The sequence below is a fragment of the Actinoplanes sp. NBRC 103695 genome (assembly GCF_030269485.1).
GTDB lineage: Bacteria > Actinomycetota > Actinomycetes > Mycobacteriales > Micromonosporaceae > Actinoplanes.
Genome location: NZ_BSTL01000002.1, coordinates 513,371 through 537,696, shown reverse-complemented (window position 1 = coordinate 537,696; position 24,326 = coordinate 513,371). Strand labels below are relative to the sequence as shown.

26 protein-coding genes are annotated in these 24,326 nt (G+C 69.6%); 10 read left to right on the top strand and 16 right to left on the bottom strand.

Going from position 1 to position 24,326, the window contains the following annotated elements; all coding sequences use genetic code 11:
- Positions 1–2: 2 nt before the first annotated feature.
- Genes QSK31_RS04885 through QSK31_RS04875 form a run of 3 tightly spaced genes read right to left on the bottom strand, consistent with a single transcriptional unit; the run spans position 3 to position 3,033 of the window.
- Positions 3–821, bottom strand: a complete 819-nt coding sequence (locus tag QSK31_RS04885; protein WP_285681318.1) for a carbohydrate ABC transporter permease — start codon at positions 819–821, stop codon at positions 3–5.
- Positions 821–1,765: a carbohydrate ABC transporter permease gene (locus QSK31_RS04880; RefSeq protein WP_502872903.1), complete on the bottom strand. Its 945-nt coding sequence runs from the start codon at positions 1,763–1,765 to the stop codon at positions 821–823. The genes QSK31_RS04885 and QSK31_RS04880 overlap by 1 nt, the downstream gene beginning before the upstream one ends.
- Positions 1,762–3,033 (bottom strand): ABC transporter substrate-binding protein, encoded by a 1,272-nt coding sequence (locus tag QSK31_RS04875; RefSeq protein ID WP_285681315.1) that lies wholly within the window; start codon positions 3,031–3,033, stop codon positions 1,762–1,764. The genes QSK31_RS04880 and QSK31_RS04875 overlap by 4 nt, the downstream gene beginning before the upstream one ends.
- 111 nt (positions 3,034–3,144) lie before the next feature.
- Between QSK31_RS04875 and QSK31_RS04870 the strand changes: the two genes are divergently transcribed.
- Both QSK31_RS04870 and QSK31_RS04865 read left to right on the top strand, forming a co-directional pair.
- A complete protein-coding gene (locus QSK31_RS04870; RefSeq protein ID WP_285681312.1) occupies positions 3,145–3,720 on the top strand; it encodes a mycothiol-dependent nitroreductase Rv2466c family protein in 576 nt (191 codons plus the stop codon).
- Between the two features lie 44 nt (positions 3,721–3,764).
- On the top strand, positions 3,765–4,040 hold the full coding sequence (locus tag QSK31_RS04865; protein WP_285681311.1) for a hypothetical protein: 276 nt from the start codon (positions 3,765–3,767) through the stop codon (positions 4,038–4,040).
- 10 nt (positions 4,041–4,050) lie between these two features.
- On the opposite strand, the gene QSK31_RS04860 is transcribed toward QSK31_RS04865, so the two are convergent.
- From QSK31_RS04860 to QSK31_RS04840, 5 genes are all read right to left on the bottom strand, one after another.
- Positions 4,051–4,692, bottom strand: a complete 642-nt coding sequence (locus tag QSK31_RS04860) for a hypothetical protein (protein WP_285681309.1) — start codon at positions 4,690–4,692, stop codon at positions 4,051–4,053.
- A gap of 201 nt (positions 4,693–4,893) precedes the next feature.
- On the bottom strand, positions 4,894–5,286 hold the full coding sequence (locus QSK31_RS04855) for a TIGR03668 family PPOX class F420-dependent oxidoreductase (protein WP_285681306.1): 393 nt from the start codon (positions 5,284–5,286) through the stop codon (positions 4,894–4,896).
- On the bottom strand, positions 5,283–6,113 hold the full coding sequence (locus QSK31_RS04850; RefSeq protein WP_285681303.1) for an LLM class F420-dependent oxidoreductase: 831 nt from the start codon (positions 6,111–6,113) through the stop codon (positions 5,283–5,285). The genes QSK31_RS04855 and QSK31_RS04850 overlap by 4 nt, the downstream gene beginning before the upstream one ends.
- Positions 6,114–6,124: 11 nt before the next feature.
- Positions 6,125–6,586, bottom strand: coding sequence for a GNAT family N-acetyltransferase (locus tag QSK31_RS04845; RefSeq protein ID WP_285681301.1), 462 nt, complete (start codon positions 6,584–6,586; stop codon positions 6,125–6,127).
- Between the two features lie 14 nt (positions 6,587–6,600).
- Positions 6,601–6,801 carry a hypothetical protein gene (locus QSK31_RS04840; RefSeq protein ID WP_285681299.1) on the bottom strand — a complete coding sequence of 67 codons (201 nt, stop codon included), beginning with the start codon at positions 6,799–6,801 and terminating at the stop codon, positions 6,601–6,603.
- A 233-nt stretch (positions 6,802–7,034) separates the two neighbouring features.
- Here QSK31_RS04840 and QSK31_RS04835 point away from each other — a divergent pair, with 233 nt between their 5' ends.
- Together QSK31_RS04835 and QSK31_RS04830 are read left to right on the top strand one after the other, a co-directional pair.
- On the top strand, positions 7,035–7,997 hold the full coding sequence (locus QSK31_RS04835) for a helix-turn-helix domain-containing protein (protein ID WP_285681296.1): 963 nt from the start codon (positions 7,035–7,037) through the stop codon (positions 7,995–7,997).
- A gap of 83 nt (positions 7,998–8,080) precedes the next feature.
- Complete coding sequence (locus QSK31_RS04830) at positions 8,081–9,184, top strand: hypothetical protein (protein WP_285681294.1); 1,104 nt, start codon at positions 8,081–8,083, stop codon at positions 9,182–9,184.
- Positions 9,185–9,194: 10 nt separating this feature from the next.
- Here QSK31_RS04830 and QSK31_RS04825 read toward each other — a convergent pair whose 3' ends face one another.
- A complete protein-coding gene (locus QSK31_RS04825; RefSeq protein WP_285681292.1) occupies positions 9,195–9,845 on the bottom strand; it encodes a response regulator in 651 nt (216 codons plus the stop codon).
- Between the two features lie 87 nt (positions 9,846–9,932).
- On the bottom strand, positions 9,933–11,069 hold the full coding sequence (locus QSK31_RS04820; RefSeq protein WP_285681289.1) for a sensor histidine kinase: 1,137 nt from the start codon (positions 11,067–11,069) through the stop codon (positions 9,933–9,935).
- A gap of 141 nt (positions 11,070–11,210) precedes the next feature.
- Here QSK31_RS04820 and QSK31_RS04815 point away from each other — a divergent pair, with 141 nt between their 5' ends.
- Both QSK31_RS04815 and QSK31_RS04810 read left to right on the top strand, forming a co-directional pair.
- Complete coding sequence (locus QSK31_RS04815; RefSeq protein ID WP_285681286.1) at positions 11,211–12,143, top strand: alpha/beta fold hydrolase; 933 nt, start codon at positions 11,211–11,213, stop codon at positions 12,141–12,143.
- A gap of 110 nt (positions 12,144–12,253) precedes the next feature.
- Positions 12,254–13,009, top strand: a complete 756-nt coding sequence (locus QSK31_RS04810) for an SDR family NAD(P)-dependent oxidoreductase (protein ID WP_285681284.1) — start codon at positions 12,254–12,256, stop codon at positions 13,007–13,009.
- A 7-nt stretch (positions 13,010–13,016) separates the two neighbouring features.
- Here QSK31_RS04810 and QSK31_RS04805 read toward each other — a convergent pair whose 3' ends face one another.
- From QSK31_RS04805 to QSK31_RS04795, 3 genes are all read right to left on the bottom strand, one after another.
- Positions 13,017–13,952, bottom strand: a complete 936-nt coding sequence (locus QSK31_RS04805; protein ID WP_285681281.1) for an AraC-like ligand-binding domain-containing protein — start codon at positions 13,950–13,952, stop codon at positions 13,017–13,019.
- Positions 13,953–13,964: 12 nt separating this feature from the next.
- Positions 13,965–16,580, bottom strand: coding sequence for an MGH1-like glycoside hydrolase domain-containing protein (locus tag QSK31_RS04800; protein WP_285681436.1), 2,616 nt, complete (start codon positions 16,578–16,580; stop codon positions 13,965–13,967).
- A gap of 231 nt (positions 16,581–16,811) precedes the next feature.
- The gene (locus tag QSK31_RS04795; RefSeq protein WP_285681279.1) at positions 16,812–17,450 is read right to left on the bottom strand and encodes a class I SAM-dependent methyltransferase; all 639 of its coding nucleotides are present in this window, start codon (positions 17,448–17,450) and stop codon (positions 16,812–16,814) included.
- Positions 17,451–17,675: 225 nt separating this feature from the next.
- On the opposite strand from QSK31_RS04795, the gene QSK31_RS04790 reads away from it, so the two are divergent.
- The gene (locus QSK31_RS04790) at positions 17,676–18,746 is read left to right on the top strand and encodes an NAD(P)/FAD-dependent oxidoreductase (RefSeq protein ID WP_285681276.1); all 1,071 of its coding nucleotides are present in this window, start codon (positions 17,676–17,678) and stop codon (positions 18,744–18,746) included.
- 12 nt (positions 18,747–18,758) lie between these two features.
- Here the strand turns inward: QSK31_RS04790 and QSK31_RS04785 are convergent, their stop codons facing one another.
- From QSK31_RS04785 to QSK31_RS04775, 3 genes are all read right to left on the bottom strand, one after another.
- A complete protein-coding gene (locus tag QSK31_RS04785; RefSeq protein WP_285681273.1) occupies positions 18,759–19,889 on the bottom strand; it encodes a type III PLP-dependent enzyme in 1,131 nt (376 codons plus the stop codon).
- Between the two features lie 174 nt (positions 19,890–20,063).
- Positions 20,064–20,282 (bottom strand): DUF397 domain-containing protein, encoded by a 219-nt coding sequence (locus QSK31_RS04780; RefSeq protein WP_285681434.1) that lies wholly within the window; start codon positions 20,280–20,282, stop codon positions 20,064–20,066.
- 42 nt (positions 20,283–20,324) lie between these two features.
- Positions 20,325–21,170, bottom strand: coding sequence for a helix-turn-helix domain-containing protein (locus QSK31_RS04775; protein WP_285681271.1), 846 nt, complete (start codon positions 21,168–21,170; stop codon positions 20,325–20,327).
- Between the two features lie 269 nt (positions 21,171–21,439).
- Here QSK31_RS04775 and QSK31_RS04770 point away from each other — a divergent pair, with 269 nt between their 5' ends.
- Genes QSK31_RS04770 through QSK31_RS04760 form a run of 3 tightly spaced genes read left to right on the top strand, consistent with a single transcriptional unit; the run spans position 21,440 to position 24,317 of the window.
- Positions 21,440–22,078, top strand: coding sequence for a GOLPH3/VPS74 family protein (locus QSK31_RS04770; RefSeq protein WP_285681268.1), 639 nt, complete (start codon positions 21,440–21,442; stop codon positions 22,076–22,078).
- Positions 22,079–22,134: 56 nt separating this feature from the next.
- Positions 22,135–23,673 (top strand): APC family permease, encoded by a 1,539-nt coding sequence (locus tag QSK31_RS04765; RefSeq protein ID WP_502872908.1) that lies wholly within the window; start codon positions 22,135–22,137, stop codon positions 23,671–23,673.
- A 29-nt stretch (positions 23,674–23,702) separates the two neighbouring features.
- Positions 23,703–24,317 carry a GNAT family N-acetyltransferase gene (locus QSK31_RS04760; RefSeq protein WP_285681262.1) on the top strand — a complete coding sequence of 205 codons (615 nt, stop codon included), beginning with the start codon at positions 23,703–23,705 and terminating at the stop codon, positions 24,315–24,317.
- Positions 24,318–24,326: the final 9 nt, after the last annotated feature.

The window sequence follows — 24,326 nt, the reverse complement described above, 5'->3', positions numbered from 1 at the left end:
ACCTAGCCCTTGACCGCGCCGGACGTCAGTCCCGCGACGATGCGCTTCTGGAAGAACAGTACGAACAGGATGATCGGGATCGTGATGACCACGGCGGCCGCCGAGATGGCGCCGGTCGGGTCCTCGAACTGCGACGCGCCGGTGAAGAACGACAGCGCCACCGGGACCGTGCGGGACTGCTCGGTCGAGGTCAGCGAGATGGCGAAGAGGAAGTCGTTCCAGCAGAAGATGAAGACCAGGATCGCGGTGGTGAAGACGCCCGGCGCGGCCAGCGGCGCGATCACCTTGCGGAAGGCCTCGCCCTGGGTGGCGCCGTCCATCTTCGCCGCCTTCTCCAGGTCCCACGGGATCTGCTTGAAGAACGCCGACAGCGTGTAGATCGCCAGCGGCAGCGCGAACGTGATGTACGGGAGGATCAGCCCCGGCCAGGTGTCGAAGAGGCCGGTCTGCCGTTCGATGTTGAACAGCGGGGACACCAGCGACACCTGCGGGAACATCGCGATCAGCAGGGAGACGCCGACGAGCAGCGACTTGCCCGGGAAGTCCAGGCGGCTGATCGCGTACGCGGCCATCGTGCCGAGCACCACCGCGATCACGGTGGAGATGAGCGCGATGCCGATCGAGTTGATCAGCGCGCGTACGAACTGGTCGGTTTGAAAGATCAGTTTGTAGTTGTCGAGGGTCCAGTCACGGGGGATGAAGTTGCCGTCGGTCAGCGTCGCGGCCGTCTTGAACGACAGCGACATCACCCACAGCACCGGGACCAGCGCGAAGACGACCACGACCGCGTCCAGCAGACCCCATCGCAGCTTGGTGTTCATCAGCGCCTCCCGTCGTCGCTGCTGCCGGGGGCGGCGGTGCCGAACGCCTTGACGAAGATGAACGCGATGATCGCCACGGTCAGGAAGATCAGCACCGACATCGTGGAGCCGATGCCGAGGTTGAGGCCCTTGATCAGGTTGTTGTACGCGATCATCGACACCGACGAGGTCTCGTTGGCCCCCGCGGTCAGCACGTAGATGTTGTCGAAGACCCGCAGTGCGTCGAGCGTGCGGAAGAGCAGCGCGACCAGGATGGCCGGTTTCATCACCGGCAGCATCACCTTGGTGAACCGTTGCCAGCCGCTGGCGCCGTCCATCGACGCCGCCTTGAGCAGGTCCTCCGGCACCAGGGCCAGGCCGGCCATCAGCAGCAGGGCCATGAACGGCGTGGTCTTCCAGATCTCGGCCAGGATGACGATGGCCAGGGCGGAGGCACGTTCGGTGAGCGGGGCTCCGTCGCCGAAGATGTTCGCCAGGTAACCGGTGCCGGGCGTCCACGCGTACCGCCAGCTGAAGGCGGCGACGACCGTGACGATGCCGTACGGGATCAGAGCCGAGGTCCGCACCAGCCCGCGCCCGACGATGGTCCGGTGCATGATCATCGCGAGGCCCATGCCGAGCACCAGCTCGACCACGACCGACACGACCGTGATCAGCATGGTCACGCCGAAGGCCGTCCACCAGTAGCTGTTGGTCAGCACGGTCGCGTAGTTCTCGAACCAGACGAACTCGCGCTGGTCCGGGAACTTCAGGTCGTAGCGCTGCAGCGACAGCCAGAACGAGTAGAGGATGGGATAGGCGGTGACGGCGACCATGACGAGCGCCGCCGGTGCGCAGAGCAGCAGTCCGAGTTTGCGTTCCTGCCGCTTGCCCTCGCTGAGCACCGCCTTCTTCCTGGCCGGCGGCTTGTCGGACACCGCGGGCCGTTCCTGCTGGATGGTCACGGCAGCACTCCCTTCGACTCGAGGGCGTCCTGGATCGACTTCTTCAGGGACGCGGCGGTCCGCTGCGGGTCGATCTGCGACGGCGGCGACAGCTCGGCGGCCACCACGGTCGAGAGGTTCTGGTACGCCGGGGTACGCGGCCGGGGCGCGGCGTTCTTCAACTCGTCCAGCAGGGCGTCCTTCATCGGGTACGCCTTGGCCATGTCCGGCCGGTCGTACACCGCCTCGATGCTCGGCGGCTGCCCGGCGTTGACGGCCAGATATTCCTGACTGTCCGGGCCGCGCAGGCACCGGATCGCCTGGAACGCCAGGTCCGGGTGCTTGCTGTACGAGCTGACCGCCATGTTGGAGCCACCGATCGTGGTGACGCTGGGCGTGTTCGCGTCGATACCGGGATAGCGCGCCCACGCCGTCTTCTCGGCGATGTCCGGAGCGTCCTTCTGCATCGACGGGTACACGAACGGCCAGTTGAGCTGGAACGCGCCGCCGTCGGTCTGGTACGCCAGCCGCACGTCGTCCTCGACCGCGTTGCTGAACGAGGGGGTGGTCACGCCGGAGGTGGCCAGCTTCTTCAGCACCTCGAGCGCCTTGACCGCACCGGCGTCCATCACCGCGGTCTTGCCGTCGTCGCTGACCACGTGCCCGCCGGCGCTCGCCACCAGGCTGTTGAACAGCACGACGAGACCCTCGTACTGCGCGCCCATGGTGACGATCTGGTACGGGTTCTTGCCCTGCTGCTTGAGCTCCAGGGACTGCTGGATCATCTCGTCCCAGGTCTTCGGCGGGGTGGGCACCAGGTCCTTGCGGTACCAGAGCAGCTGGACGTTGGTGTTGTTCGGCGCGGCGTACAGCTTGTTCTCGTACTCCGCGGAGGCGAGCGGCCCGGGGAGCGTGCCGTTCTCCACCTCGGCCTTGTCCTCGCCGGTGAACTCCTTGATCCAGTTCGCGCTGGCGAACTCCTGGGTCCAGGTGACGTCCATGCCGAGGATGTCCATGCTGTCGTCGTTGGCGGCGAGCCGGCGCACCATCTGCACCCGCTGGTCGTCGGCCTGTCGCGGCAGCACCTGGTAGGCGATGCGGTACTTGCCCGCCGCTTCCTGATTGCACCGATCCACGACGGTTTGGAAGTTCTCGACGGGGAACTGGTAGAGATTGAGGACGGGCGTCCCGCTCTCCTCGTCGGAGCCGCAAGCGGCAAGTGGAGCCAGCAGAGCGATCGCGGCTCCCGCCGCGAGTGCCCGGGCGCGATGTCGGTAGTGGTCAGCCATTGACCCTCCATCCGAGCCTGTGGGGGCTTTACGTTCTGTGCCTCTGCCCTTCCGCCACGTGAAACAAACGCGAAATACATCCTCGTCCCGGCTCGTGCCTAGGATGAGTTCATGCAGGTGACTTACTACTTCGACCCGCTCTGCCCCTTCACCTGGCGCACTTCGCGCTGGCTGACCAAGGTGGCCCCGGAGCGCGGGATCGATATTCATTGGCGCCCGTTCAGCCTGGCCATCCTCAACGGCGGCGTGAAGAACGTGCCGGAGCAGTGGCGGCCGGTGTCCGAGGCGTCGTTCTCCGCCCTGCGGCTGATCGCATCGCTCCGGGGACAGGAAGCCGCGATCGGCCGGTTCTACACCGAGATCGGCAACCGGACGCACGGGGCGGATACGCCGCTCTCGCAGGAGATCGTGCTCGCCGCGGCCGAGGCGGCCGGCATCGACGACACCAAGCCGCTGGCCGACGAGTCGCTCGACGCGGCCGTCCAGGAGTCGCACGACGAGGCGTTCGCCTCGGCCGGCCCCGACATCGGCTCGCCGGTGCTGTGGATCGAGGGCGCGCCGCGCGGCGTGCACGGCCCGATCATCGGCCCGGTCCCCGACGTCGACGAGGCCGTCAAGATCTGGGACGCGGTCGCCGCCCTGTCCGCCAGCGAGACCTTCTTCGAGGTCAAGCGCGGACGGCCCTGACCTTCTGGTTTACCGATGTGGGGCGGAAGGGTATCCGGCCCCACATGGTCGAACCGCAGGTCACGCTGGATCCGCAGTCACTCAGTCCGGTCGAGCGGAAGCTGCAGGGGGCTTTGGAGGAACAGCTCTCGTCGGCCCTCTCGGCCGCGCGGGAGACCATTGAATCCCGGTACGCCGGTGAGACCGCCGACCAGCTGACCGGCCAGCTCCTCACCGAGACCCGCAGCCACCTGCACCCGGACATCGCGGCCGGCTTCACCCCCGACCACGCCCAGCTGCATCAGGTGGCCGTGGCCATCGTCGCCCGCGGCCGCCGCTAGCGGCCCCGGTTCACCCGTCGCGGCGGACGTCATCAGGGCTACCCGGGCCACCCCCGATGGACTCCCGGCGCCACACCGTCACCGCCACGGCGACGCGCACAACCAGGATCGCCCCGGTCCCACCGAGCCAGGCGTAGGTGAACCACGGCGACGTCGTCAGCCTGCCGACGCAGTCGCCGGCGATCGGCTTCATCCAGCCGAGCGGGTCCACGACCACCTCGACGGTGCCGCCGTCCGGCGCCGTCCCTCCGCACAGGGAGTTCCAGCCGAGGCCGGCTTCCGACCCGGTCTCGGCGAGCTGGTACAGCGTGCGACAGTCACCGGACTCGCCGCCGCACCGCACCTCGCTGTCGGTCACCGTGGCGGTCACGCGCTCACCGAACCAGGCCTGGTGATTGATGCCGTACCCGAAACCCCACACCAGCGCAGCGGCCCCGACGAAGAGTCCGAGCCCGACGCGGGTCCGCCCCAGCGGCTCGTCGCCGCGCTCCCGGGAGGGCGTCACCCACCAGGTCGTGGCCAGCACGTATCCGAGCACCGCGGCCAGTGCGATCGGCAGGGACAGGTAGAAGGCCCAGACGGACTCCCGGCCCTGCAGAAAGCCGGCGATCGTGGTGAGGAGCACGGCGCAGACGAGCCAGACGACGCCCATCCCTCCACTGTGAGGGGCGCGTCAACCGCGGCCGGGCCAGGTCAGGTCAGACCAGTTCCGGGACCGGCTGCGGGGTCACCGCGATCTCCGGGCCCGTCCCGACCTCGACCGCTACTACCGCTTCGGCGTCGACCTGCTGATGTCCGCCGTGGCGACCTGCTCGGCGGAGATCGCCCGCCGCCCGGCGGTGTCACAGGCCCTCTAGGAGACTCCCCAGGCCGTCCAGCGCCGCACCGAGATCTCCACGAACGGACCCGGCGGCGGCGTCTCGCGATACTGCGCGTACTTCGCGGTCAGCGCCTCGAGCCCCGCCGCCGAGCTCTCGCGCACGACCGCGATCCCGTCGGCGCGCACCCACCACAGCGCCGTCCAGTCGTCGGCATAATGGTCGACCAGCACGCTGACGCGAGGCTCGGCCGCGATGTTCGCCAGCCGCTGGAGGCCTCGGTGCCGCTTGGGCTTGGCGTCCACCGCACTGTGGATCGTCTCCCCCACCAGGGCAAAGACGATGGGTACGAGATGAGGGGCCCCGTCGGCGCCGACGGTGGCGAGCCGTGCGACCGGCGCCGACCCGAACCGTTCCGCCGGGGTCACGAGCCGGTCAGCTCGCCGATCGCCCGCTCCCACTTCTCCAGCACGGGCTCGATCAGACTCCACGGACCGGACGGCAGCCAGGCCAGGGCGCGGTGGACGCCGGCCGAGGCCAGTTTCTCCAGCGCCTTGGGGTCGGACGGCGCCGAGATGACCTGCACCTGCAGCGGCCGGTCGGCCCGGGCGCGGAGCTCGGAGATCCGGTCGAAGAGGTTCTCCTCGTTCCAGCGCGGGAACCAGCCGTCCCCGTACGCGAGAACCCGGTCGAGGACACTCGCGCCGCCGCCCCCGATGAGGACCGGCGGGTAGGGGTGCTGGGCGGGCTTGGGCCAGGACCAGATCCGGTCGAAGTTCACGTGGTCGCCGTGGAAGGTGGCCTCGTCCTGCGTCCAGATCTGCTGCATGGCCCGCAGGCGCTCGGTGAAGAGCGCCACCCGGGTCCGCGGATCGGTCCCGTGGTTGCGCATCTCCTCGCGGTTCCACCCGATGCCGGCCCCGAACTCGATGCGGCCGCCGCTGAGGTGGTCCACGCTGGCGACCTCTTTGGCGGTGGTGATCGGATCGCGCTCGATGACCAGGCAGACGCCGCTGCCGACCCGCAGTCGTGAGGTGGCGGCCGCCGCGGCGGTCAGCGCGACGAACAGGTCGTAGGTGTGCCAGTACTTGCGGGGCAGGTCCCCGCCGCCGCCGTACGGCGTCTCGCGCGACGCCGGGATGTGCGTGTGCTCGGCGAAGACCAGCGCGTCCTGCCCGCGGTCCTCGACGATGCGAGCAAGCCGCCCCGGCCCGACGCCGTCGTGCGTGGGAAAGTATCCGACCCCGAATTCCATGATTGTAGAAACTAGTACGCGCCGAGTTCCCGCACGAGGATGTCGTACGAACCGTCGCTTCCGGGCAGCCCGACGAGCATGTTGCGGTAGCCGAGCGAGCGGTAGAGCCGGCCGGCTCGCACGTTGCACTGGTCGACGCCGATCAGCACCCGCTCGTGGCCACGGCCGCGCAGGTAGGACTCGGCGCGCCGGATCAGCCCGGTGCCGATCCCCCGGCACCGGTACGGCTGGTCCACGCGCAGCAGGTACATCAGGGGCACGCCGGGGAGCACCGCCCGGACCTCGGGCTCGTCGGCCGGCGCCCAGGAGACGATCACCGAGCCGACGGTGTCGTTGCCCATGGCCGCCCGGAGCAACCGGCCGCGGTCGTCATCCACCAGGCGATGGCGCAGGATCACGCAGTCGTCGCCGGTCAGTCTGTCCTGGAGAGGCCGGAGGTCGCTTTCGTCGGCGATCCGGACGTCGTAACGCACGGCGGGTCACGCTATCAGCTGTGGAATCGCACGATCAGGGAACCGGCGAGCACCAGGAGCGCCATGAATCCGAGCGCGACGACGCCGAGCGCGGAGAACATGCCCTGCGCCATCATCCAGGTCCGTTTCGCCATGCCGCGAAGCGAGTCCAAGGCGAATTTGATCAGCATGGCGACCACCGCGATGGCGATGACGGTGAGGAGATCGACACCCATCGGAACCACTGCCTTTCGTCGAGAGGGACGTGTCGAGCGTAATTGCTTTCCTTCAATTTCCCGCCTTTTCGAGTCCCCCTCAGCACATGCCGGAATGTCATTTTCTTCAGCTAATTTCAGGGCTCGCTGACCTGCCCGTCCAGATCACATCTAGGCATCTTCAGGTCACTCAGGGTAGCCTTCGGTGATCGCTGAACTTCAATTGAAGTTCGGTGCGGGAGGGAGAACCGTCGGTGCCGGAGGTTTCCGTGCTTGCCGCGCGCCTGCGGGCGCTGCGCGAGTCGGCAGGGCTGACCCAGTCCGCGCTCGGCCGTGCGCTCGGCGTCAGCGTGCCGCTCATCTCGGCCTGGGAGAAGGGCACCGTGCCGCCCCCGCGCCGGCTGGCGGCGTACGCCCAGCATTTCGCCCCGGGCAACGACGACGGCCTGCGCGCCGAACTGCTGGCCCTGCGCTCACCGGAACCGGTCGAGTCCGCGTCGCATCCGCTGGCGTTCGCGGCCGGCGAGGCGGTCACGATCGTCGGCTCCCGGCTGCCCGACGACCGCCGCGCCCAGCTCGGCCAGCTCGATCAGGTCAACCCCGACTACATCGACGCCTACAAGTACGCCGACCTGGACGCCCTGATCGAGCTGCTGCCCGTGGTCACGTCCCTGAACCCGGCCAGCCGGGTGACCATCGGCACCGCCGAGGACCTGCCTCCCGACGGCCTGACCGAGCACCTGATCCTGCTCGGCGGCGTCGACTGGAACCCGGTGACCGCCGAGCTCATCAAGCACCTCGAGCACATCCCGGTACGCCAGCTGGAACGCCCGCTCGACGAGGACCCGGGCGGCTTCGTGGTGGACGCCGACACCGACCCGGTCGAGCTGGTGCCGCGCATCGTCCGCACCGGCGCCCGGCCACGACTGGTCGAGGACGTGGCGCATTTCCTGCGGGCCCCGAATCCGTACAACCGGCGCCGCACTCTGACCATCTTCAACGGCTCGTTCAGCCGCGGCACGCACGGCGTGGTCCGCGCATTGACGGATTTCAACATTCGTGATCGGAATGCCGCGCATCTGGCCCGCCGATTTCCCGGCGCCGACACGTACAGTGTGGTGTGCCGGGTCCGAATGGTGGCGCGGCAGATGGTGGTCCCGGACTGGACGGTCACCGATGATCGACTTCACGAGTGGCCCGGTCGAATGGGCGCTTGACAAAACTTAGCGACCCCTTGGCATCGGATCATGGAAGTGTTCTCGCCGTAAGAGAAGAACGAATGGCGAGAAAGGCGAATCCGGTGAGCACGACCCTAGGAAGACCAGTCCGGCTGATTCAGCACGCGTCGCATCGCCGCCTGCTGACGACGTCGTCCACGATCACCACGACCGCTCCGGTGGACGCGATCATCGTCCCCGCCGCCCGGGACGCGGCCGGCCTCTCCGCAGCCGTCGCCCTGGCCGAGGAGCTCGACGCGATCCTCGTGGTGCTGTGCAGCCGCGAGGCGCAGGCCGCCCAGGTCAAGGCCGTATGGCGCAACCGCGCCCGGGTCTGGGCGGCCGACGTCGGCCCGAACAACGTCCTCCCCCGGTTCCGCACCACCATGGTCCTGCGCGACACCCTCTTCCAGCGCCGGCCGGACACCCCGGTCAAGCGCAACCTCGGACTGGCTCTGACCCACATGACCGGCTGGGAGCGGGTGCTGTTCCTGGACGACGACATCGACGGCGTCGAGCCGGACGCGCTGTGCCAGGCGGCCGGGCTGCTCGACCGGCATGAGGTGGTCGGCCTGCGCAACGCAGGCTTCCCGGACAACTCGGTGGTCTGCCACGCCAACCGGGAGACCGGCCACGAGCAGGACGCCTTCATCGGCGGCGGCGCGATGCTGTTCCGCGGCTCGCGGGCGGCCACCGCGTTCTTCCCGGCGATCTACAACGAGGACTGGTTCTTCCTGCTCAACGGCGATCGGCTGGCCGGGTGCGCCGCGCACGGCGAGTTCGCCCAGCGCGAGTTCGACCCGTACGCCGACCCGCGCCGCGCCGCGCAGGAGGAGTTCGGCGACTGCCTGGCCGAGGGCATCTTCGCGCTGCTGGACGCCGGACGCCCGATCGCCGAGGCCGGTCCGGACTACTGGCGGGGCTTCCTGGACTCCCGGGCCGCCCTGATCGACCGGATCCTGACCGACTTGACAGCTTCTGACGTGCCGCGCGCCCGCCGCGCCCGGATCGCCGACGCCCTCGGCGCCGCCGGTTACAGCCTGCGCGAGATCGAGCCCGCCCTGTGCGTCCGCTACCTCGCCGCGTGGCGTTACGACCGGGAGATCTGGCGCCGCTTCACCACCGGCCTGCCGCACGATCTGACGACCCGCGCCGCCCTGGCCTACCTCGGCCTGCGCCCCGCCTGACCGGTCGTGCTCACCTGCTCGTGAGGCGGGCGGCCTTGGCCAGCAGTCCCGCCTGCGTACGGTTGTCGCAGCCCAGCTTGTCGAACATCCGGGAGATGTAGCCTTTCACGGTCGTCTCGGAGAGGAACAGCCGCGCGGCGATCTGGGCGTTGGACAGTCCGTCGCCGATGCCCGCCAGCACCTCCCGCTCCCGCTCGGTGAGCCCGCGCAGCCGGGCCAGCGCCCGCGCCTGTTCGTCCCGGGCCGTCGCCGACGCCGCGACCAGCCCTTCCTTCGCCGTCGGCGAGAGCACGGTGTGCCCCTGAGCCGCCACCCGGATCAGGTCGAGCAGCTCACCCGGCGGCGTCGACTTGACCAGGAACCCGGCCGCCCCCGCGCGCAGCGCCTCGATCACGTACCCGTCGGCGTCAAACGTCGTCAGAACCAGAACAACCGGCGGGTCCGGCAGGGCACGGATGCGAGCGGTCGCGGCCAGGCCGTCCACCCCCGGCATGCGCAGATCCATGAGTACGAGATCAGGACGCTCCCGCACCGCCGCCTCGGCCGCCTCGGCCCCGTCCGCGGCCGTGCCCGCCACCTCGATGTCGTCGGCGGCCGACAGGATCGTCGCCAGATGCCGGCACACCATCGGCTCGTCATCGACGATCAACACCCGGATCACACCGCCGCCCCTTTGCTCTGCTTACCCCTACGCATCACCCACGCCGCGACGCTCCGGTGTCGTTGCCGCTCTGCTTACCCCTACGCATCACCCACGCGTGGGCAGGACGGTCTCGACCCGGAAGCCGCCGCTCCCGTCCGGGCCCGCGGTGATCCGGCCACCGATCGACTCCACCCGTTCCCGCAGGCCGGTCAGCCCGGTCCCGCTGCCCGTCCGCGCCAGCCGCGACCGCGACCGGGGCACCGTGTTGTGCACCACGATGCGCAGATCATCGTGCCCATAGTGCGCCGACACCCGCACCTCCGCCCCGGCCGCGTGCTTGCGCGCGTTGGTCAGGGCCTCCTGCACCACCCGGTACGCCGTCCGCCCGGTCACCCGGGACAGCGCCGGCGACGGCGACCCGTCCTCGGTCAGCCGCACCGCCTGCCCCGCCCGCACGGCCTCGCCGACGAGCGACGCCAGGGCGGGCGCCGCCGACTCGTCGAGGGCGGGCGCCGCGGCCCGGCCGTCCCGGCGCAGCACCCCGACCAGCTCACGCAACTCGTCCAGCGCCCGGGCGCCGTGCTCCCGCAGCTCCTCCACGGCCTGCCGGGTGGCGGCGTCCGGCGCGCTCACCGACAGCGCCCCGGCCTGCAACGTCATCAGGGTCACCCGGTGCGCGACGATGTCGTGGAGTTCCGCCGCCAGCCGCGTACGCTCCTCGCCCCGGGCCCGCTCGGCGTGCTCCTCCAGCAGCTGGATCTTCCGCCGCCGCGCGGCCAGGTAGAGCCCGAAGAGCGGCGCCACCGCACTGTGCAGCAGCCCGTTGACGACCAGCCCGGTCGTCGGGTCCCACGGCCGCACGCTGACGACCGTGAGCACTCCGATGGAGATCCAGACCCATGCGGTACGCCGGGCCGGCACGCCCCGTTCGACGATGTTGTCGACCGCCACCGACAGCACGAGCGGCACCCAGGCGCTCACCCCGAGCAGGTTCTCCGCCACCGGGGCCGGTCCGGCGAACGCGATCAGCGTCTGCACGAGCGCGGACAGCGCGATCAGCACCCCGGTCCCGACCGGCCGCCGCCGCCGGCCGAGGACCGTCACCGAGGTCAGCACCTGGATCCCGACGACCGTCCAGAGCAGTCCTCCCGGCCCGGCCACGTGCGCCGTGATCAGGCCACCGAGCACGGCCGCCGCGACCAGCAGGGTCAGCAGCGCGCCGTCGACCAGGGCCCGCCTCACCGATCCGACGCTACCGGCGCGCCCCCTGCGCCGCAGAGCCTACGAAAGTAGGTTCCGCCGCCTACTTCCTCCGCTGCCGCCCGCCCCGCCGCACGGAGTCCGATGGGGGGACAGCTCGAACGCATCGAGAGGAGACACATCATGGGACTGACAAGGCGTGGCGTACTCGGCGGGGCGGCGGCTCTGACCTCGGCGGCGGCAATGGTCGGCGCCGACCGGCATCCGGGCAGGCGCGGCATCACCACGATCGTGATCGTCACCGGGGCCAACGGCGGCGCGGGCGGGGACAGCGAGCTCACCCTGCGCGGCCACCGCACGGTCAGCGTCGAGCTGCCCGGTCACGGCATCGGCGACGGGCAGTTCCGCCTCGCGTACCAGTGCCCGCAGAACATGGCGGCCCTCGCCACCGAGCGTTCCCCGATGGCCGGCATCACCCTGGACGACTACGCCGAGGCGGCCGTCGCCACGGTGCGCCGGGCCGCACGCAACGGCCCGGTGGTCCTGTGGGGCGGCAGCATGGGCGGCGCCACCGTGAACCGGGTCGCCAACGACGTGCCCGAGCTGATCGAGCGCCTGGTCTACAGCTCGGCGTTCTGCTGTGTCGACCTGCCGAGCCCGGCCGCGTACCTGATGGAGCCGGAGGCCGCGGACAGCATGATCCTGGAGCTCGGCGGCGCCGGCGTAGGCGATCCGGCGGTCATCGGCGCGACCCGCACCAACTTCCGCACCGCCGACCCGCAGGTGCTGGCCAAACTGAAGGAGGCGCTGTGCGCGGACGCCACCGACGCCGAGTTCCTGGCCATGCTCAACACCATGCAGCCGGACGAGTCGACGCAGGTCCCGCTCGACAACGCGCAGGGACACCGGGAGACGTGGGGACGCATCCCGCGCACGTACATCCGGCACACCCGCGACCGGATGATCCCGCTCGCCCTGCAGGACCGCTTCATCCGCGAGGCCGACCGGCTCACCCCGCGCAACCGCTTCGACGTCCGCTCGGTCGCCACGTCCCACATGCCCGATCCGCGCGGCTGGGCGTCCACCGTGGACATTCTCGATCGGCTGGCGCGCTGACCGCCGCGTGCGTCCACCGGCAAGAACCGTGCGCCGGAGCGAAAGCATGACGGCGAGCGAGACGTGAGGGTTGACGCGGGCACACGTTTCGAACACTCGGGAGTGGAACAGTGGGACAGCTCGAAGGTAAGACCGCGGTCGTCACCGGCGGCTCGACGGGGATCGGCTTCGCCGCCGCGCGCCGGTTCGTCGCGGAGGGCGCCCGGGTCTATCTGACCGGCCGCCGCAAGGAGGAGCTCGACGCCGCCGTCACAACCCTGGGCCCGGCCGCGGTCGGCGTGCGCGGCGACGTCAGCCGGCCGGACGATCTCGATCAGTTGTACGCGACGATCGCCGGGGACGGCCGGCGGGTGGACGTGCTCTTCGCGAACGCCGGCCTGGGCGAGGCCCGCCCGCTGGACCAGGTCACCGAGGAGCATCTCGACCTTCTCCTGGGCGTGCACATCAAGGGCGCCGTCTTCACCGTGCAGAAGGCGCTGCCGCTGATGAACGATCACGCGTCGGTCATCCTCGCGGGCTCGATCTGGACGGTCGAGGGGCCCGAGGGGTTCGGCGTCTACTCGGCGACCAAGGCGGCCGTGCGTTCCTTCGCGCGTACCTGGGCCAATGAGCTGAAGGGGCGCGGCATCCGGGTCAACGCGGTGAGCCCCGGGACGATCGAGACCCCCGGCCTGAACGGGGCGCTCGAGGGCGCCGCCGGTGACCAGGCCGAGCAGGTCAAGCAGTTCCTGGTGTCCCGGATCCCGCTCGGCCGCATCGGCACGCCGGACGACGTCGCCGACGCGGTCCTGTTCCTGGCGTCCGATCAGAGCCGCTTCGTCACCGGCACGGAACTGTTCGTGGACGGCGGCACCGTCCAGGTCTGACGGTCGGTCAGGGTGCGCCGCGGGACTTGCGGAAGTCCCGCGGCGCCTCGCTGTACTCCTGCCGGTACGCCGTGGTGAAGGTGGCGTGACTGGCGAATCCCGAGGCGACGGCGATCTGGGCGATCGACCGGCCGTCCCAGCCGGGGCTGGCCAGCCGGAACCGGGCCAGGCGCAGGCGTTCCGAGCGGATGAGGTCGCGTGACGTCGTGCCGGCGGCCTTCAGCACTTCCTGCAGATAGCGGGCCGACCAGCCGAGCCCCCGGGCGATGCCGACGATGGTGAGGTCGGGCTCGCCGGCATGCTGCCGCACGTACTGCCGGACCTGGGTCTCGACCCGTGCCCGCTGGTCGGCCGGCGCCGAGTCGAGGCCGCCGTCGGCCGCGAACAGAACAAGGTCGAGCAGTTGGCCGCCGGCGAAGTCGAAGGCTTCCTCGGTGAGCTGTTCGCGCTCCTCGTGCAGGGTGGCGGCCATCCGCCGGATCAGCAGACCGAGACCGCTGGCGCCGCTGAAGGCCGGTGGCCGGCGGGCCGCCGCGGGACTGCGGCGCTCGACCTCGGACCCGGGGACGATCAGCGCGATCGAGACGAAGTCGTCGCCGTGCGCGAGAGCCACCGGGCGGTCGATCTCGCAGAGCGCGAGGGTGCCGGGTCCGATCTCGGCCGCGACGGAACCCTGCTCGACCAGGGCCGTCCCGGAGATCGGCATGAGCAGCTCGTACGTGCCGCGCGGATCGGTCCGGATGTGCCGGCGGTCCCGGGTGAACTCCTCCCGGACGTTGCCGCACAGCACGATGCCGTAGGCCGCCGACCGCTGCCACTCGAGCCGTCCCGCCCAGGGCCCGCCGTCGGCCACCGTGATCCGGCTCGCGCCGTGCAGATCGGTGAAGGCGTCGCTGTACTGGTCTCCCGCGGAGATCGAACCGGGCGAGTTCCATTCGTACATGGGGTGGTCGTCCTAGCGATGCAGGGTGAGGATCAGGTCCACGACCAGCGCGGTCCAGCCGGTCTGGTGCCACCCGCCGAGGCCGGCGCCGTTCTCGCCGTGGAAGTACTCGGGGAAGACGATGAGATCCTTCCAGTCGGGGTGGTTCTGGAAGAGGTCGGTGGCGCCGTAGATCGGGCGGCGGCCCCACGAGTCCGGGACGAACATGGACACCAGGCGGCGGGAGAGGTCGTCGGCCACCTCGGTCAGCGACACCTTGGTCGCCGAGCCGGTCGGGTACTCCACCTTCAGGTCGTCGCCGTAGAACGCGGCGAACTCGCGCAGGGCCTCGATCAGCAGATAGTTGATCGGCATCCAGACCGGCCCGCGCCAGTTGGAGTTGCCGCCGAACAGGCCGCTGGTGGACTCGGCCGGTTCGTACCCGACGGTGAACTCGGAGCCGCCCAGCGACACGTGGAACGGCTTCTCCAGGTGCGACCGGGAGAGCGAGCGCAGCCCGTACTCGGACAGGAACTCCTCCGGGTCGAGCATCCGCCCGAGGATCCGCAGCAGCTGGTCCTGGCCGACCATCGAGAGCAGCCGCTGTTGCCGGCCCTCCGGGGAGAGCCGCCGCGCGCTGATCACGTCGGCGACGTCCGGCTGGTTGGCCAGCAGCCAGCGCACCCGGGCCTGCAGCTCGGGCAGCCGGTTGAGGGTGGCCGCGCTCAGCGTGGTCGTGGCGGCCAGCGGCAGCAGCCCGACGATCGAGCGCGCCTTGAGCGGCAGCCGGTGGCCGTCCGGCAGGCGCAGCACGTCGTAGAAGAAGCAGTCCTCGTCGTCCCACAGCCCCTGCCGGTACGCGGCCTCGGCGATGTACGCGAAGTGTTCGAAGAACTTGGTGGCCATGTCCTCGTAGGCACGGTCGTGCAGCGCCAGCCGGATCGACATGTCCAGCAGGTTCAGCGCGTACATCGCCATCCAGCCGGTGCCGTCGGACTGCTCCAGCACGCCCGCGACGGGCAGCGCCGCCGACCGGTCGAACGGGCCGACGTTGTCCAGGCCGAGGAAGCCGCCCTCGAAGACGTTGTTGCCGCCGACGTCCTTGCGGTTCACCCACCAGGTGAAGTTCAACAGCAGCTTGTGTACGACGCGGGCCAGGAAGTCGTAGTCGCGGCCCCCGTCGATCTCGAACACCCGCAGGGCGGCCCACGCGTGCACCGGCGGGTTGACGTCACCGAACGCCCACTCGTACGCCGGAATCTGGCCGTTGGGGTGCATATACCACTCGCGGAGCAGCAGCAGGAGCTGGGACTTCGCGAAGCCCGGGTCGACGCGCGCGATGGTCACGCAGTGGAAGGCCAGGTCCCAGGCGGCGTACCAGGGGTACTCCCAGGGGTCGGGCATGGAGATGACGTCGAAGCTGTTCATGTGCCACCAGGCGTTGTTGCGCCCGTAGCGCCGGCCGGGTGGCGGTGGCCCCGACCCCGGATCGCCGGTCAGCCACTGCTTGACGTCGAAGTGGTAGAACTGTTTGCCCCACATCAGCCCCGCGACGGCCTGCCGGGCGACGGCGGCCTCCTCGCTGCTGGCCGCGGCCGGGACGAGCTCGGTGAAGAACTCGTCGGCCTCCCGGCGCCGTTCCCGCATCACCGGTTCAACATCAAGATCAACTTCATCCAGGTGTACGTCGGACTGGACGAGCCGCAACCTGATCCGCCGCGTCTCCCCCGCCCCCAGCGTCACCTCGTAGTGCAGGGCGCCCTTCGTGCCGACGCCGGCCGGGTTGACCGTGGGCGCGCCCTTGACCAGGTGGTCGTTGATGCCGTCCTTCGGGTACATCGTGGTGCCCGGCATGCCCCACAGGCGCTGCGAGTTCGTCTCGTTGTCGCAGACCAGGGCGCGCGGCTCACCCTCACCCCGCAGGGCCAGGTGACCGAGGCCGCGGTGCCGGCCGTCCAGGCGCCCCGGCGAGCCGGCGAGCTGCGGCACCGGCCGGTTCGGCTGCCCCCACGACCAGGTGTTGCGGAACCACAGCGTCGGCAGCACGTGCAGGGTCGCCTCGTCCGGCCCGCGGTTGCTCACGGTGATGACGATGCACATGTCGGTGGGTGAGGCCTTGGCGTAGTCGACGGTCACCGCCCAGAACCGGTCCTCGTCGAAGACGCCGGTGTCGACCAGCTCGTACTCGCCCTGTTCCCGCGACCGCTGGCCGTTGACGCGCACCAGCTCGTCGTACGGAAAAGGGGCCTGGGGGTAGTGATAACGCCAAGTCATCCAGCTGTGGGTGGGCGTGGAGTCGAGGTACCACCAGTATTCCTTGGCGTCCTCGCCGTGGTTGCCGCCGTCCCCGCCGAGCCCGAACATCCGCTCCTTGAGGATCGGATCCGCCCCGTTCCACAGCGCCAGCGCGAAACAGAACGTCTGCCGATCGTCACAGACCCCTGCCATACCGTCGTCGTTCCACCGGTAGGCTCGCGACCGAGCGTGATCGTGCGGGAAGTAGTCCCAGGCGGTGCCGTGCTCGCTGTAGTCCTCCCGGACCGTGCCCCAGGCGCGTTCGGCCAGGTAGGGCCCCCAGGCCCGCCAGGCCTGCTCCCCCGAGTCGGCTTGAGCCAGGCGCACCCGCTCCACGCCGCCGCTCACCCCCATCTCACGATCCGACCACACCCGGATTCTCCCGGCGGCGTGTTACGAACTACGACCGTCCGCCGCCACTCGGCAACAATCACCCCGCCACCACGGCGAATCCAAGATCATAGGTCGCCGCCGCCAGCCCATCCAGCGACGCTGATCGCTCACTCCCCGCACTGCCCCGACGCCGCTTTGCTCTGCGCACATATATGCATCACCCTGCCGCTTTGCTCTGCTTACCCATACGCATCACCCCGGGTGGTGGGCCACCACGAGGGCGCCCGGGCGGTCGGTGTCAGGGTCGAGCAGCAGCTGGGCGTCGACCGTGAACCCGGCCTCACGCAGCCGTTCCGCCACGACGTCGGGCCGCCGGCGGTGGACGTGGACCTTCATCGGATGACCGCCGTAGCCCGACGTCTTGAGGCTGCTGCTCTCACCCACGTGGAAGCCGGCCAGCAGCGGCGCACCGGCCTTCAGCACACGGCGGAAATGCCCGAGCACACCCGCCAGCGCATCGTCCGGAATGTGGATCAACGACCAGAACGCGATGACCCCTGCCACCGACGCGTCAGCGAGCGGCAGTTCAGTCATCGAGCCCACCTCGAAGCGCAGTGCTGGATGCTCCCGCCGGGCCAGCGCGATCATCTCCGGCGACAGATCGATGCCGAACGCGTCCACGCCGAGCCCGTGCAGGTGAGCGGTGACATGGCCGGGCCCGCAGCCCACGTCCGCGACCGGCCCGCCGCCCGCGGCCCGCACCAGGTCGGCGAAGAGCGCCAGGCTCGCCTTCAGGTAGGGCTGCCCGGTCAGCGCCTCCCGCGCGAAGTCGGCATAGCCGGCGGCCACCGTGTCGTAGGAGGTGCGCGTGTCCGCGATCCAGTCGTCCATGATCGACCACCGTAGGTCCGGCCTCACCGCCCCCGTGGCGCGCCCTCCGCCCCCGTCCGGCCTCACCGGTCCCGCGGCGCGCCCTCCGCCGCCCCGCCAGGCACCCATCCGCCGAACCCGCGCGCACGCCACCGCGCCGCCCGCCCGCGCGCCGCTTCCCCAACGGTCCCGCCGCCCCACCCAAGTCCGTCGACCAGGTCAGTGGTCGGCCCTTAGCCTGTCAGCGTGACGACGTCGGTGATCGTGGTGGGCGCGGGCATCGTGGGCGCCTGCGTGGCCTACCAACTGGCCCACGACGGCGCGGCGGTGACGCTGCTCGACCGCGGGCCGGCACCCGGCGCCGGTGTCACCGGCAGTTCCTTCGCCTGGATCGGCGACGGCATCGGCGGCCACTGGCCGGGCGGCGCCGCCGACCTGCGCCCACACATCCTGGCCGACTACCGCAGGCTCGCCGCCGATGTCCCGGCCATCCCGATCCGCTGGTGCGGCTCCCTGTCCTGGCCGCCCGCCTCTCTCCCGGACGAGCGCCGGGACGACCGACCAGACGCGCCGCCCAACGACCGACCAGACGCGCCGCCCAACGAGCAGCCGGACCAGCGGCCGAACGAGCAGCCGGACCAGCGGCAAGACGAATCCGATCCGGGTTACCACTGGGTCGGCGCGCGAGAGATCGCCGCCCTGGAACCGAACCTGCGCGACGTTCCCGCCCGGGCGATGCATTCCCCCACCGACGGCACGGTGGACGCCGCCGGGATGTCCGCCGCCCTGGTCGAGGCCGCCGAACGCCGCGGGACCCGCGTACACCTGGAAACGACCGCAACCGCGACGACCGCTCGCACCGTGACCACCGACCGGGGCCGTCTCGAGGCCGACGTGGTGGTCCTGGCCACCGGCGCCGCGCTGACCGAGATGTCGCCCGCCGTGCTGATCCGCGCGTCCGCCCCGCCCGGCCTGGTCCGCACGATCGTCTCCGCGCCGGACTTCGAGGTGCGCGAGGGCCGCCCGGGCGAGCTGCTGTTCGCCGCGGAGGCCGGCCAGGACCCGGAGGCCGTCGTCGCCCGCTTCCGCGCGGCGTGGGCAGGCGCGGAGCAGGTGCGTGTGCTGAGCTGGGCGGTCGGCTCCAGGCCGATGCCACCCCGAGGACCGATCATCGGGTACGCGGCGGACGGCACCTACACGGCCGTGATGCACTCGGCCGTCTGCCTCGCCCCGACCGCCGCCCGGCTGATCGCCCAGGAGTTGCTGACCGGCAACCCGGCACCAGAGCTCGCCGATTGCCGTCACCCGCACGACTGAATGTCCGGAGTGTCAGATGATGACAACCCGCGGAGCCGGGAAGCCGTGAAATCGGGTGCTGTAAGTAGCGGTATATGCACCGGCTGACCCGACCTGGATCTCGTCGCCCTCGCGGAGGTCGGCCGACAGCGGCACCCCGGTGGCGAACGTGTCCTGGCTGTCGCACGTCGGGCCGGTCACGTTGAACAGCTCGCGGGACGCCGAGCCGCGGCTGTCGCCGAGCGGGTAGCGCAGGTCACCGCCGGACTCGAGGGCCTCCATCATGCCGTTGAAGACGCCCAGGTCGGTGTGCGCCCAGCGGACCCCGTGCCTCTCCGCCACCCCGATCACCCGGCAGCGGAACGTCCCGGCGTTCGCGACCAGGCAGCGGCCGGGTTCGGCGACGACCTCCACCTCGTACGGCAGCTCCTGGCGCTTCCGCGCGAACACCCGGCCGAAATCGGCGAGCGGCGGGATGTGCTCGGAGTAGCGGGCCGGGAAACCGCCGCCGATGTCGAGCAGGTCGACCCGCAGGCCGTCCGACGCGATCCGCGTCATCACCTCGCGCACGTCGTCCATGGGCCGGGCGAGCGTCTCGGGCGTGAGCGTCTGCGAGCCCATGTGGAAGGTCAGCCCGTGCAGGTGGAGTCCGAGCTCAACGGCCTCTTTGCACAGCCGGACAGCGTCGTCGACCCCGACGCCGAACTTCCCCTCGCTGGGCACCAGGCTGTCGCCGGGCGCGGTCGCGACCCGGACCGACACGTCGCACGCGGGCGCCACGGACGCGGTGCGGCGCAGCTCTTCCGTGGAGTCCACGGCGAATCGGTGCACACCGGCCTGAGCTGCGATTCTGGTCTGCTCGCGGGCACGCACCGGATTGCTGAAGATCATGTCGCTGGGCCGGACGCCAAGGTCGGCGAGCATGTGCAGTTCGGCGGTCGACGCGATCTCGAACGAGCAGCCGGCCTCACCCAGCAACCGGAGCACACCCGGGTCGGGATTGCATTTCGTGGCGTAGAACGGCTGAACATCGGGGAAGGCGCCGATGAATTCCGCGACGGCCGCGCGGATGCGTGCGGAACTCATTTCCAGGATGGGTCCGGCGCCGGCCGGATCCCGCTCCGCGGAGTCGGACGACAGAAACCCGATGGCATGTTCCAGCACAGTTAGCTCTTCACATTCGGTGACCGAGTCGACGCCGAGAGTACACCCGCGCGAGTGACGTCAATGCAGCATGCTGCAACGCTTCGTCAAGAGGCGTTGCAGCATGCGCACAATGGTCACGACACTCAAGAAGTTGACTTTGAGTGAGCACTTCCCATCGGTCCGTGCCTATCGCTAGGCTCGGGACTGGATGTCGAACTCGCCATCCTTTGTTGAGTCCACGAAGGCGATCCACTCCGCCTGAGTGAACATGAGAGCCGGTCCTGTCCGGTTCTTGCTGTCGCGGACGGCAACACCTGTGTCGAGGAACGCCACCTCGACACAGTTGCTGCCGCCGTTTCCGTTGCTGCGGCTGGCCTTACGCCACACAGCACCGTTGAGATGCGTGAGAATCCCAAGCACCCCCCTTCGATATGTTGTTGTCTCGGAAGAGCTCTACAACTGCAGGAGACTCTCGATCATCTTAAGGGACATCCGATGGTCGAGCGCGCCCGCTCCCAATCGATCGAACTCTTCTCGGTAACGGGCAACCTCGCTTGGTTGCTCTTCGTAGTAGTCTCCCGCAAGACCTTCCAGATATACAACATCCAAATGGGTGGTCTCGCGGAACTCCAAAAGCGCTGCTGGGCCCCCGAGGAACAGGTGTTCGCCGAAGTCCAGCGGCAGAATCTGAATCGTCACATTGGGTGATTGCGCCATATCAACCAAGTGTTGAAGTTGGTCGCGCATGACGCCCTCTCCGCCGATCCGGCGGCGCAACACGGACTCGTCGACGATCGCCCGCAGTTCCAGCGGATTAGCACCCGTAAGCCGGCCCTGCCGGTGCAATCGCAACGACACCCGCCGATCGGTCACCGCCGGCGGCGCGTCCGACCCGGACCGCATCAGCGCGCGGATGTACGACTCGGTCTGCAGCAACCCGGGCACCACGGTCGGCTCGAACACCCGCATCGCGGTCGCACCCGCCTCCAGCCCGACGAAGTTGCCCGGCCGCATGACGTCCTTGTAGTCGGTCCACCAGCTGCGTTCCTTGGACATCCGGGCGAGCTCGACCATCGCCTCGCGGTAGTCCTCGTCGTGCCGGCCGTAAAGGCTGAGCAGGTCACGCACGTCCCGCGCGGTCACCGCCACCCGGGCGGTCTCGATCCGCGTGAGCTTCGCGGTGTTCCACTCGAAGTGGCGCGACACCGCTTCCTGGGTCAGCCCGGCCGCCTCCCGGCACCGCTTGAGCTCAGCGCCCAATCGGCGCCGTCGCAGCGTGGGGCTCTCATCAACGGTCACCAGGACTCCTCGACTCCATGCAGGACCCGATCCTACGTCCGGCCGTGAATCATGATCCGTCGAGGACATCCACCGCGGCCGGGCGTCATTTCGAGCCGCCCTCACCACACATTAGACATCGAGTTTCGTACTTGGAGTCTAGGACTTCTTGTCTTGATCTCCGAGTTGGGTACATGATGCACCGGACAGCGAGTTAAGGCGTTCCTGTGCAGGACCCGCCAGTCCTGCAGGCGTGTTTTTGGTCGAGTGTCCATAAGGGGCGTGGCAGCGTGTTGGCTGACCAGTACTTTCTGATCGCACACGAGGACCGGACGGGTCGTTCGCGGCTACATCCGCGGGCAACCGGCCTCGGTCTAGCCGCTGCGCTGCTCGCCGAGCTGTTGCTCGAGGGCCGCCTGCGCATCATCGAAGGCGACCTGCACATCGTCAGCCGGCAGCCGCCGAGCGATGCGCTGTCGCACGACATCCTCGACCTGCTCATCGCACAGCCGCAGCACCGCGAGGTGCGCACCTGGCTCGCCTTCCTCTCGCAGGACGCGGCGATCCGGGTCGGCGAGCGGCTGATGCGCCTCGGCGCGGTCGAGCCGGTGACCCGGCGCCGCATGCTGAGCACCCAGACGCTCTACATGCCGAACAGCGCCGAGCAGCGCAACGCCGCCGCCTGGGCCCCGGCCCGGCTGGCCAACCTGCTGGTCCGCGGCATGGACATGAACATCAGCGACCGGGTGCTGGCCGGGCTGATCGCCGCGACCGGGCTGACCCGGCACGTGCTCTACGACTTCGAAGTGCACCGCCACGCGTTCCAGACCCTCCCCGACGCCATCGCGTCGCTGCCGATGGATCTGCGCGAGCTGATCGAGTACACCGAGGCATCGGTGGGCTCCGCTCTGACCGCCGGGCGCCGGTGACCACCGTCGGCCGCCACCACCGAACCAAGTACAACGTCGACCAGTGGGCCGGGAGGATGTTGATGGCGTCCAAGGACGCGGCTGAGCCGGATATCATTTCGCGGGCACTGGCCCGCAACCGGCTCGGAGTACCTTCTGTCGTGTTCTTCGGGGTGGCCGGCGCCGCGCCGCTGACCGTGATCATCGGCTCCATCTCCACCATCTACGCCGTGGTCGGCAACACCGCCGTGCCACTGGTCTACCTGGTGGTCGCGGGGATTCTGTCGATCTTCACGGTCGGGTTCGTGGCGATGAGCCGGCACATCGTGAACTCCGGGGCTTTCTACTCCTACATCAGCCACGGCCTCGGCCGGGTGCTCGGTGTCGCGGCGGCCTTCGTCGCGCTACCGGCCTACTCGCTGATGCAGATCGGCCTCTTCGGACTGTTCGGGGTGGTCGCCTCCGGGGTGCTCGGCGCCATGGGCCTGACCGCCTCCTGGTTCGCCTGCGCGCTGGTCGCCTGGGCCGTCGTCACGATCCTCGGTCTCCTCTGGGTCGACCTCAGCGGCAAGGTGCTCGGTGTCCTGCTGGTCCTCGAGATCGCCGTGGTCCTGATCTACGACACGGTCATGGTCGCCAACCCGGCGGACGGCGCCGTCAGCTTCTCGTCGCTGGCCCCCGCCCAGCTCGCCACCCCCGAGGTGGTCGCGATGATGGTGCTCGCCATCGCGGGCTTCGTCGGATTCGAGGCCACCGTGGTCCTCTCCGAGGAGGCCAAGGACCCGAAGAAGACGATCGCCCGGGCAACCCACTGGTCGGTCATCCTGGCCGGCCTTCTTTGTGGCGTCTCCGCCTGGGCGATGTCGGTCGGCGCCGGCCCGGACAAGGTCGTCGGGCAGGCTCGCACCGAGCAGACCGACATGGTGTTCACGCTGGTCTCGCCACATGTGCCGGAAGCGCTGATCAGCGTCGGCTACGTGCTCTTCATGACCAGCATCTTCGCCGCCCTGCTGGCCTTCCACGCGGCGGTCTCCCGGTACCAGTTCGCCCTCGGCCGCGAGGGTGTCCTGCCGCGCCTCTGGGGCTACACCCACCCGCGTACGGGCGCTCCGGTGGTCGGCTCGGTGACCCAGAGCCTGCTGGCGCTGATCGTGATCGTGCTCTACAAGATCGGCGGCGCGGACCCGCTGGTCTACCTGTTCGCCTGGCTGACCGTCGTCGGCGGCCTCGGCGTGCTGATCCTGATGTGGAGCGCATCGGCCGCGGTGATCGCGTTCTTCGCCCGCAACCGCCGGCGGGAGAACGTGTGGCGCACCCGGATCGCGCCGATCGTCGCCTTCCTGTTGCTGAGCATCATCCTCGCGGCGACCGTGATCGGGCTCGGCGATCTGCTCCAGGTCGAGTCCGGCTCGATCTTCCACTGGGTGTTCACGGCGGCCTACCTGGTCCTCGGGATCGTCGGGGCGATCTGGGCGCTGATCATGCGGATGGGCCGGCCCGAGGTCTACGCCATGATCGGCCGCGGCACCGAACGCTCCATCATGGATTCGCCGATTCCCAAGCGCCCGCACACGCACGCGGACCCGTTCAGCGCGCACGTTCCGTCGATCAAATAAGCGATCAACCGATCTCATAGGGGAGATTCATGACGTACGCGATCAGGGAGCTGGTCATCCGGCACGTGTCGCCGTTCGACACCGCCGAGATCACCGAGCTCGTGGCCGAGGCGATGTGGGACGGCCCGGTGGCCCGCTGGCTCAACCCGGACCCGTCCGTACGCAAGACCCTCAGCCCGGCGTACTTCGAGATCTTCGTCGACCATGCGGTCCGGTACGGCGAGGTGTACGGCATGTCCGACTCGGAGACCGGGCAGATGACCGGCGTCGCACTGTGGTTCCCGTTCACCTCGATGATCCCGGGGCCGGTGGACTACGAGCGCCGGCTCAAGGAGGTCACCCAGGAGTCGTTCGACCGGGCCTGTCAGCTGGACGCGCTGATGGAGGAGAACCACCCGCTCGACCCGCACCACTACCTGGCCTTCCTCGCGGTCCGACCGGACATCCAGGGCCAGGGCATCGGCAGCGCGCTGCTCGATCGCCACCACAACCGCCTCGACCAGGCCGGCCTCCCGGCGTACCTCGAGGCCAACGATCCCCGCAACCGTGACCTCTACCTTCGGCACGGATATCAGGTCCGGTCCGTGTTGCGTCTACCCGACGGACCGCCGCTCTGGTCGATGTGGAGGTCGCCTATGCCCTGACCCCAATTG

Coding starts and splice junctions, on each gene's coding strand:
- QSK31_RS04805 (WP_285681281.1), bottom strand. CDS start 13,952: ATGTACGAATGGAACTCGCCCGGTTCGATCTCCGCGGGAGACCAGTAC.
- QSK31_RS04760 (WP_285681262.1), top strand. CDS start 23,703: ATGACGTACGCGATCAGGGAGCTGGTCATCCGGCACGTGTCGCCGTTC.
- QSK31_RS04795 (WP_285681279.1), bottom strand. CDS start 17,450: ATGGACGACTGGATCGCGGACACGCGCACCTCCTACGACACGGTGGCC.
- QSK31_RS04840 (WP_285681299.1), bottom strand. CDS start 6,801: ATGGGTGTCGATCTCCTCACCGTCATCGCCATCGCGGTGGTCGCCATG.
- QSK31_RS04850 (WP_285681303.1), bottom strand. CDS start 6,113: ATGGAATTCGGGGTCGGATACTTTCCCACGCACGACGGCGTCGGGCCG.
- QSK31_RS04800 (WP_285681436.1), bottom strand. CDS start 16,580: ATGGGGGTGAGCGGCGGCGTGGAGCGGGTGCGCCTGGCTCAAGCCGAC.
- QSK31_RS04815 (WP_285681286.1), top strand. CDS start 11,211: ATGGGACTGACAAGGCGTGGCGTACTCGGCGGGGCGGCGGCTCTGACC.
- QSK31_RS04875 (WP_285681315.1), bottom strand. CDS start 3,033: ATGGCTGACCACTACCGACATCGCGCCCGGGCACTCGCGGCGGGAGCC.
- QSK31_RS04870 (WP_285681312.1), top strand. CDS start 3,145: ATGCAGGTGACTTACTACTTCGACCCGCTCTGCCCCTTCACCTGGCGC.
- QSK31_RS04865 (WP_285681311.1), top strand. CDS start 3,765: ATGGTCGAACCGCAGGTCACGCTGGATCCGCAGTCACTCAGTCCGGTC.
- QSK31_RS04765 (WP_502872908.1), top strand. CDS start 22,135: ATGTTGATGGCGTCCAAGGACGCGGCTGAGCCGGATATCATTTCGCGG.
- QSK31_RS04860 (WP_285681309.1), bottom strand. CDS start 4,692: ATGGGCGTCGTCTGGCTCGTCTGCGCCGTGCTCCTCACCACGATCGCC.
- QSK31_RS04885 (WP_285681318.1), bottom strand. CDS start 821: ATGAACACCAAGCTGCGATGGGGTCTGCTGGACGCGGTCGTGGTCGTC.